This window comes from Sphingobium terrigena, from assembly GCF_003591655.1.
Classification (GTDB): domain Bacteria; phylum Pseudomonadota; class Alphaproteobacteria; order Sphingomonadales; family Sphingomonadaceae; genus Sphingobium; species Sphingobium terrigena.
The window spans coordinates 26,556-35,458 of sequence record NZ_QVRA01000033.1 but is presented as its reverse complement, the minus strand read 5'-3'; the positions used below and the strand labels follow the sequence as shown (position 1 = coordinate 35,458).

Below are 8,903 nucleotides of genomic sequence, written 5' to 3'. Positions count from 1 at the left end.
GATCCTGTGCGCCGGCGTGACGGTCTACAAGGGGCTGAAGGTCACGGACACACGGCCCGGCAATTGGGTGGCGATCTCGGGCATCGGCGGTCTCGGGCATATGGCCGTGCAATATGCCAAGGCGATGGGGCTCAATGTCGTGGCCGTCGATATCGACGACGCCAAGCTCGCGCTCGCGGAGCGACTGGGCGCAGATCTCTCCGTCAACGCGCGCAACGTCGACCCCGCGGCATTCATCAAGAAGGAGATCGGGGGCGCCCATGGCGCACTTGTCACCGCCGTGTCGCCGATCGCATTCAAGCAGGCACTCGGCATGGTCAGGCGGGGCGGCACGGTGGCGTTGAACGGGCTTCCGCCAGGCGACTTTCCGCTGTCGATCTTCGACACGGTCCTCAACGGGATCACCGTTCGCGGCTCCATTGTCGGCACTCGCCTCGATCTGCAGGAAGCCCTTGATTTTGCCGCCGAGGGCAAGGTTCACGCGACCGTCACGACGGACACGCTGGAGAATATCAACGACATCTTCGCGCGCATGCATCATGGCGAAATCGAAGGCCGGATCGTGATCGACTTCGAGGGCGGCGCCCAGTGACGGCGCGCTCGCTCAAAGCCTGCGCGGAACAACCGCTCTCGCATCGAGTTAGCCTCGGCTCTCGACGTCGGCGGGTCACGTGCCGCGACCCCGGGGCGAGTTTTCTCGTACCGTGGGACCGGCACAAAGCGGTCATAGATCTCCTTGGTCGCGGCAGCGCCCTGGGTGGAGACCGGCCGGCATGACCGAACGCGCCAAGCTCACCTTTTACGACCGCGTGCTTCGACCCGATCCATCACGCACTGTCGTCCGGCCATTTGAGCCGAGTTACCCCAGAGGCTTCGACGACGGTCCATCCCGCACGCAGGAGACAGTCGACCTGATCATGGGTCTCGACGAGGCTGAGTTGGCCCGCCAGTTGAAAGGCGTGACGCTGTCGCTGGACGAGAACCATCGTGATGTTGATGCCATGCTGCTTCGCCAATTCGACGATATCGCCGGTCGGATTAAAGGCGCTGATCGGACGAACGCTGCGCAACGACGATTGATCGGTGCCTATTGCAGCGAGGAATTTGCATATGAGGCGGCCGCCTTGTTCAATCCAAGCGCGGTACTCCATCCCGACCAGTCGGGTCTTGCCGAAGGCACCATCCGTTTCGTGATCTCGTTGCGGGGAATTGGCGAGGGACATGTGTCGTCCGTGACGTTCCGCACTGGCACCTGGACGCCGGGAGGAGCGCTCGTCGTCGATGATGCCAGTCCGACATCGGTAGCGCCCCTTATCGATACCTGTCCGAGAGGTGAGGGCGTAGCGGCGCGCCTTTGCTGCGCTGGTGGCAGGTCGATTTCGGAGACCGTGCTGTTCCCGGTACTGCCAAGCCAAACGCAAGGCATCGAAGATACGCGCCTCGTCCGCTTCTGCGAAGATGACGGCAGCATGATCTATCATGGAACCTATACCGCGTTCGGCGGGGGCCAAGTGCGATCGGAATTGCTGACGACGTCCGATTTTCGGTCGTTCGACATGCGCGTTCTGAGCGGTCGCGCCTCGAGCGGAAAGGGTATGGCCCTCTTTCCGCGGCGCATCGCGGGCAAGTACGCAATGCTTGGGCGTCAGGACAGCAAGAACATCTGGCTACATTTTTCCGATGAGCTGCTGAACTGGGAAGGGGGCGAAAAGCTCATTACGCCAAAGTTCCCCTGGGAATTCGTGCAGGTGGGAAATTGCGGGTCGCCGATCGAGCTCGACGAAGGCTGGCTGGTGATGACCCACGGTGTCGGCACGGTGCGAAACTACTGCATCGGCGCGTGTCTGCTCGACAAAAACGACCCATCGAAGCTGCTGGCCCGCACGCCGCGCCCGGTGCTCTTCCCCAGTCCCCACGAGCGAGACGGTTACGTGCCCAACGTCGTCTACAGTTGCGGTGCGATTGTTCAGGGTCGGACGATGTTGCTCCCTTATGGCGTGGCGGACAGCTTTACTGCCTTCGCTACGGCATCGATCGACAATCTCCTCGATGTGATGGAGTAGGTCACTTTGGCTCACAGGGAATAGTCGGCCGCCGGGTGGAGAATTCTTGTTCCGGCCGGCGTGAGACGCGCCCGGGCGGCGGGTCATCTCGCACCTGTGGTTATTGCTCGGCCAGAGCGGGATCAGGCGCGAGGCAAGCGAGGATTGCCATGATCGCGGTTCGGGTCTCCGCCACGTCTCGCACGGGGATTACGTCGATTCCGGCTGCGCGAACGGGATCGTCATTGCCACCGGGATAGATCGCGTCCCCCATGAACAGCATGGCCGACTGCGGAATGCCGGATTCCTCGGAAAGACGGCGCATTCCGTAGGCCTTGTCGATACCTTGGCGAGTAATGTCGATGGAGGTTGATCCTCCCACGTTGACGGACAATTCCGGCAGTCGTGATCGAAGCGCCGCCTGCAGTGCCTTGCGCTTGGCGAAGTCGGGATCCCACGCTTTCTTTGCATCGAGCGGCGCCTCCTGTCCAAGTCCAGAGAAAGTAATCTGGCTTCCGCGGTCCTCGATCCGCTCGCCCCATATCTTCTCGTGCGCCAGGTCCATCTCGTCCAGAGCCTGTTCAAACGCGCGCAGAATGCGCTGGCGTTCGTCGGGGTCGAACACATCAGCATAGACTGGTTTCCAGCTGCTCTCGAAACGGTAGAGTTTGGTGCCCGTCGTCGGCATAATGAAGAGCTGCCGGAGGTTGGCACTGCTCGGCAGCAGCGACACGACTTGCGCTTCGAACTGCGGCCAGTCGCCACCGGAGATAACCGCGACGCCGACGAGATCGAGCAGCGCGGCAAGCAACTCGACCATATTCTGGTCGATCGGCTGCTTGCTTTCAGCCAGCGTGCCGTCGAGATCGAAGGCGAAAAGTCGCTTCATCGGTGGACTCCAATCAGGGTGCGGTCGCTCGGCAGGTAGGCGGCGCTAAGGCACGATCGCCGGCTCTGGTGGATCTCCGAACGCGATGCGCCTTTCCAAGATGCCGCAGCGGATCCGCCTTTGGCCCGGCTCGTGCGGCGCTGCACATTTTTTGCGCGCCACCTCGTCGCGCACATCGATGGCGCGACCGACAATGGCTGGATCATCTCGCAGCCTCCGTCTGGATGATATTGTCTATCGCCTGGGCAGCGCCGTCCTCCTCGTTCGACACAGTCACCTGGTCAGCGGCTGAGCGGACCGCGTCGGGACCCTGTCCCATCGCAATTGAGAGGCCAGCGCGCGCGAACATTGGAAGGTCATTGCGCTCGTCCCCCAAGACGGCAACGTTGGCGAGCGGCACTCCGATCGCGGCTGCCAGGGCGGCGACGCCATCACCTTTGTTGGCCTGGGCGGCGGTAATGTCGAGATAGTAAGGCTGTGAACGGCCGACAGTCGCAGAGCGTCCGAGCGCTGCCGCGATATCGCCGTCAAGTCGCGCGAGGAGTGCTTGGTCGTTGCTGACGCCGACGATCTTGTCAGTGTGTGCGAGCAATCCCGCGAAGTTGTCCCTGATTATCGGCTCGATGTTTGCCGCGCGGCGCTCGCGCGGAACGTACACATCGTCGGCCGCGCGTGCGTACCAGAGGCCGCCCGTGAACAGCCAGGGCGTGACGGCTGGGTGCTCGAGCAGGGCGAGCGTCCGCGCGGCGCACTCGGGATCGAGTTGGTCGGCCGAGATGACAGCCCCATCCGTCTCGACGATCGTGCCGCCATTGAAAGCGCCGATGACGCCCGGGAGTTCCAGCCGTCTCGCGATCCAAAGCATGCCGCTGGGCGGGCGAGCACTGATCAGGCTCACCGCAATACCAGCTGCTCTGGCGCGTCCAACTGCAGAGATGACGCCTTCGGAGAGGCTTTTGTCCTGGCGGACGAGCGTGCCATCTATATCGGAGACGATCAGGCGAATAGGGCTGCTCATCCCAGGTGATGCCAGCGTCGATGCGAGCGGTGCATCAGCGCATCCGCACTTTCTGGGCCGGCGCTGCCTGCGGCATAGTCCTCGGGAGTGCCCTGCGTCCACAGATCGAGGAGCGGCTGCACAGCGCGCCAGCCACCTTCGATTTGCGCGGCGCGCTGAAACAGCGTCTGGTCGCCGGATTGCACGTCATACAGCAAAGTTTCGTAGCCGGTCTGGTGGCCAACGTCGAAATGGTCACGGTAGCGGAAATCCATTGCCACTGGCGCAGTGTTCACGACGAGCCCAGGCCGCTTGACCACAAACTCGAGGCTGATGCCCTCGTCGGGCTGGATTTGCACCACAAGACGGTTGGGGGGCAGCCGGTCCACCACCGTCTCCTGGAAAAGCGCCAGCGGCACGTCGCGGAATTGGACGACGATCTCGGTATCACGGGTCGCCAGCGCCTTCCCGGTGCGTAGATAAAAGGGCACGCCCGACCACCGCCATGTCTCTACGTGCAACTTGAGTGCGGCGAAGGTCTCCGTGCGGCTGGCAGGGTCCACGTCGGGCTCGTCGAGATAGGCGGGAACGGCCTTGCCAGCGACTGAGCCCGAGCAATAGCGCCCGCGAATGGCCTCGGCCGGGTCGATCGGCAGGATGGCGGCAATCACCTTCTCCTTCTCCGTGCGGATCGCATCGGCATCGAAGCTGATCGGGGGCTCCATCGCTATCATCGCCAGTAGCTGGAAGAGATGATTGGGAACCATGTCCCGCAATGCGCCGGTGGCGTCGTAGAATCTGCCGCGGGTGCCGACGGTCACTGCCTCGGCCGCCGTTATCTGGACATGGTCAACGTAGCGGTTGTTCCAGACGGCCTCCATCATGGTGTTGCCGAAGCGTGTGACCATGATGTTCTGCACGGTCTCCTTCCCAAGGAAATGATCGATCCGGTAGATCTGGGACTCGCTGGCGCGGGAAAGGATTTGCCGGTTCAGCGCCTGCGCGGAGACAAGGTCGGTCCCGAACGGTTTTTCGATCACGACGCGGCGGAAACCATCGGTCTCGGTGAGCAGTCCTGCATCGCCGAGCTGATTGACGACGGTCCCGAAGAAAGTCGGCGCGGTGGCGAGGTAGAATATCGCGTTGCCGGCGAGTTGGCGGCCGAGACCCTGATACATTGCCGGGTCGGCGAAATCGCCTTTCAAATAGCGGATACGACTGCGGAGCCATTGCCAGTTGGCATCGTCCTCCACGCCTTCGTCAAGCGCCGCGCGCAGCTGTTCGTCGTCGATGTCATGATGGCTGACACCGACGAGCGCCAAATCCTCCTTCAGCAAGTCGGCCCGAGCGAGGTTGACGAGCGCGGGTATCAGCAAGCGGCGGGCGAGGTCTCCGAGTGCGCCGAAGATAACGAAGGTGGCAGAGGGCGCAGTCGGAGCATCGCTCATTGCGGCATCTCGACATGGCCACCGAAGCCGAACCGCATCGCCGAGAGCAGCTTGTCGCCGAACGTTGTGTCGACGCGGCTGCGGTAGCGCGCGAACAGTGCCGCTGAGAGCACGTAGGCAGGGACTGCCTCCTCCATTGCCGCCTCGATCGTCCAGTGACCCTCGCCGGAATCCGCGACCTGGCCGGAGAATTGTTCCAGCATTTGGTCCTTCGCGAGCGCCGTTGCGGTCAGATCGAGCAACCACGAGGAGATGACGCTTCCGCGACGCCAAACTTCGGCGATGTCCGTCAGGTTGAGGTCGAAGCGCTCGTCTTCCGGCAGCTTGGCCGATGACTTGCCCTTCAGGATGTCGAACCCCTCAGCATAGGCCTGCATCAAGCCATATTCGATGCCGTTGTGCACCATCTTGACGAAATGGCCCGAGCCGGCGGGACCGGTGTGGATATAGCCCTTCTCGGCACGGGCATCCTCGTTGGGATCGCCGCGATCCGGCGTGCGTGCGATCGTCCCGAAGCCTGGTGCCAGGGCCTCGAAGAGAGGATCGAGACTGACGAGCGTCGCAGCATCGCCTCCGATCATCATGCAATAGCCTCGGTCGAGGCCCCACACGCCGCCTGAGGTGCCCACATCGACATAGTGGAGCCCCTTCATGGCGCACAGCTTCGCCCGGCGGATGTCGTCCTTGTAGAAGCTGTTGCCGCCGTCGATGATTATGTCGCCTGGGGAGGCGAGGCCCATCAGCGTCTCGATCGTGCTCTCCGTCGGCGGTCCGGCTGGCAGCATCACCCAGAAGATGCGCGGCCCCTCCAGCGTGGCTGCGACCTCCTCAAGCGAAGCGGCGGGGGTCGCGCCTTCGCCGGCCAGCATGGCCACCAGCGGCGGGTTCCGATCATAGGCGACGATCTCGTGACCGCCGCGCATCAGACGGCGCGCGATATTGGCACCCATCCTGCCGAGGCCGATCATCGCTATACGCATCTGCTCATGCCTCAGCTTTCTGTACGGCATCCATCGCCAACGGACCGATGGAGTCGGTCGCGGACCTTTTGAGCGCTCGGGCCTTTTCAGCCGGCTGAGCCGATACCGTCGTCATGGATTTGGGCATCCACAGGAAAGCTGAGCTTCTGGGCGGTCTTCGGGAAGACCTGTTCGGACCCCGTTGGGTACCCGCCTGAGAGGCTTAGTACCGGCCGCGCAGAGTTCGACTACGCGTGCCGCTCTGCTCGACGAGCTATCCTGTTCGGCCGTGCTCAGGATCGCGGTCAGTGCGGAAAGATATGCGAGCGTCGATTCAGCGCCTTGGTTGGCATTGCGCCGGTCTGGATGGAGACCATCGAAGCAGGCGCCTCGTTCGACGTCCACGACGGGGATGCCAAGGTCGTTTGCCCCGAGAAACCAATTGAAGGCCCGGCGCGCTTCGCGCTTCCACCGGACGTCGCTGGTGACTCGGGCCGCGGTAAGGCATGCGCTCACCGCTGCACAAGCCTCGAGAGGCTGCTGGTCGAACGGCTGCGGGCGCCGCCTGTCGCTTCCAAATGTTTCGGTTCCGATCGGCCGAAAGTGCCCAGCTTCAGCCGTCTGCAGCGTCATCAGCCAGCGCAGCGTATCGAGGCCGGCATCAAGGTGAGACTCGTTGCCAGTGTCATGGCCGCTTTCGATGAGAGCTTCACACAATCGGGCATTGTCATAGCCGAGCCTGTCTTCGAACCAGATCCAGTCGGGCGCGGCGGCGTCAGACCAACGTTGGAACAAGCGATTGGACAGTTCTCCTCGCAGCTGTTCCAGATTGCGATGGCCCGGGAAGCGCCGGAGAAGCTTTGAGATGCCGAGCAGCCCGTAGGCCCAGGCACGCGGCGTGGTCAGCGCTACCAACGCCGGCGCCATCTCCAGCAAGCGCGCGGCGGCCCATCCGTCCAGGAATCGATCGTCTTTTCGCATTGCGACCGCCCCCAGCGCCCAGACCGTGCGGCCATGCGCGTCGTCGGCTCCCGCATCGTCGAGCCATGTGCGGTCGAACCCCATGAAATTGTGGACGCGGTTATCCTTTGGCGACCAGGCGTGCTCAACGAATGCGGCATATGTCAACGCAAGCTGCTCCTCGTGTGGAGTAAGAGAACGCAGCGTCGATAGTTCGGAGAGAAGCAACAGCGCGCGCGCGTTGTCATCGAGGCAATAGCCGTGTCTCCGGTCCGGAACCGCGAATTTTGTGTGCTGGGTTACGCCGACCATGTCGGTAAGAGCGGCGAGATGGTCCGTGTTTATCGGTGGAAGCGCCCTGTTCCAGGCTTCGTCATTTACAGGACGTATAGCCCGAGAAGCGCCGGAGCGTCTTTCAAATCGGACATCGGAGAAGACTTTCAGGTACTGCTTCGCCACGCTCGACCAGATCATCGCGCGACCGCGCTCGTACGCGCGGGTTCTAATCTCGCTACGCGACGCGCCATCGACGATCAATCGAGCGACGGCAGCTCCGAGTGCATCCGGTTCCGAAAAAGGCACCAGCACGCCACAATGGTCGGCGAGCAGTTCCTGCGCATACCAGAAGGGCGTGGAGACGACCGCTTTACCAAGGGCAACAGCGTAAGCGAGCGTTCCTGAAACGATCTGCGCTTCATTGGGGTAAGGCGATAGGTAGATATCGCATGCAGCCAAATGGTCGAGCAGCTCATCCAGTGAGAGATAACGGTCGACAAAGCAAATATTCTCGATGACGCCGAGTTCGGTTGCGAGTGCAACGAGGCTATCGCGATAGCGTTCGCCTTCATCCCTAACGAGGTTGGGGTGGGTCGCGCCGACAATCATATAGAGCAGATTGGGATGGTCGCGAACGAGTGCCGGCACTGCGCGAATTGCCGTTTCGATACCTTTGCCTGGACCAAGCAGGCCAAAGGTCATCAACAAGGTCCGGTCTGCAAGTCCCAGTTTGTGCTTCGCCATCGCCGGATCGATAAAGGCGCGGTCCGGAACGCCGTGGGGTATCACGGCGATGTGCTCGGTCGGGACATCATAGACGTCCTGCAGAATGCGCCGTCCTTTGTCCGCCATGACGACGAGGCGGGATGAGTGTTTGATGATGCCATCCATGACGCGACGTTGTGCAGGGTTGGGGTTGGCCAGTACGGTGTGCAGCGTCGTGACGATCGGAGCGTTGAGGCCGCTGAGAAGGCCAAGGATGAATTCACCGGCCTCACCTCCGAAGATCCCGAACTCGTGCTGAAGAGAAACGAGATCGACGTTCGACACGTTGAGGAAGTCGGCGGCGACTGCATAGGACGCGGGCGAGGCCTGCTGGATCTCCAGGGCGACATCGGGCGGATAGGCGTAAGTGTTGGCATCGTCCGTCAACGCGATCGTCATTGAAGAGAGATCGGAATCGCAGTTCTTCAACGCCTGCTGCAGATCGTTGGTGAAGGTGGCGATGCCACACTGCCTTGGAATGCAGGTTCCTACGACAGCGATACGCTTGAGCGGGGGAATGATCACAGAGTGGTTCATGCTCGACCTCAAATATGAAAATATCTCTCA

7 protein-coding genes are annotated in these 8,903 nt (G+C 62.1%); 2 read left to right on the top strand and 5 right to left on the bottom strand.

The genetic code is table 11. The annotated features are described in order from the left end of the window. Together D0Z70_RS21690 and D0Z70_RS21685 are read left to right on the top strand one after the other, a co-directional pair. The coding region (locus tag D0Z70_RS21690; RefSeq protein ID WP_147418815.1) for a zinc-binding dehydrogenase at nt 1–592 on the top strand (592 nt) is incomplete at its 5' end. Between the two features lie 181 nt (nt 593–773). Next, the gene (locus D0Z70_RS21685) at nt 774–2,063 is read left to right on the top strand and encodes a glycoside hydrolase family 130 protein (protein ID WP_024018494.1); all 1,290 of its coding nucleotides are present in this window, start codon (nt 774–776) and stop codon (nt 2,061–2,063) included. Between the two features lie 100 nt (nt 2,064–2,163). Here the strand turns inward: D0Z70_RS21685 and D0Z70_RS21680 are convergent, their stop codons facing one another. From D0Z70_RS21680 to D0Z70_RS21660, 5 genes are all read right to left on the bottom strand, one after another. Beyond that, the gene (locus D0Z70_RS21680; protein ID WP_024018495.1) at nt 2,164–2,931 is read right to left on the bottom strand and encodes an HAD-IIB family hydrolase; all 768 of its coding nucleotides are present in this window, start codon (nt 2,929–2,931) and stop codon (nt 2,164–2,166) included. Between the two features lie 202 nt (nt 2,932–3,133). Beyond that, on the bottom strand, nt 3,134–3,949 hold the full coding sequence (locus D0Z70_RS21675; RefSeq protein WP_024018496.1) for a Cof-type HAD-IIB family hydrolase: 816 nt from the start codon (nt 3,947–3,949) through the stop codon (nt 3,134–3,136). Continuing rightward, nucleotides 3,946–5,376, bottom strand: coding sequence for a glucose-6-phosphate dehydrogenase (gene zwf, locus D0Z70_RS21670; RefSeq protein WP_024018497.1), 1,431 nt, complete (start codon nt 5,374–5,376; stop codon nt 3,946–3,948). Before zwf ends, D0Z70_RS21675 begins: the two co-directional genes overlap by 4 nt. Beyond that, entirely contained in the window at nt 5,373–6,386 is a 1,014-nt protein-coding gene (gene gnd, locus D0Z70_RS21665) for a phosphogluconate dehydrogenase (NAD(+)-dependent, decarboxylating) (protein WP_119750000.1), read from the bottom strand. The genes zwf and gnd overlap by 4 nt, the downstream gene beginning before the upstream one ends. An 81-nt stretch (nt 6,387–6,467) precedes the next feature. Continuing rightward, on the bottom strand, nt 6,468–8,873 hold the full coding sequence (locus D0Z70_RS21660) for a glycosyltransferase family 4 protein (RefSeq protein WP_024018499.1): 2,406 nt from the start codon (nt 8,871–8,873) through the stop codon (nt 6,468–6,470). Between the last annotated feature and the right edge of the window lie 30 nt (nt 8,874–8,903).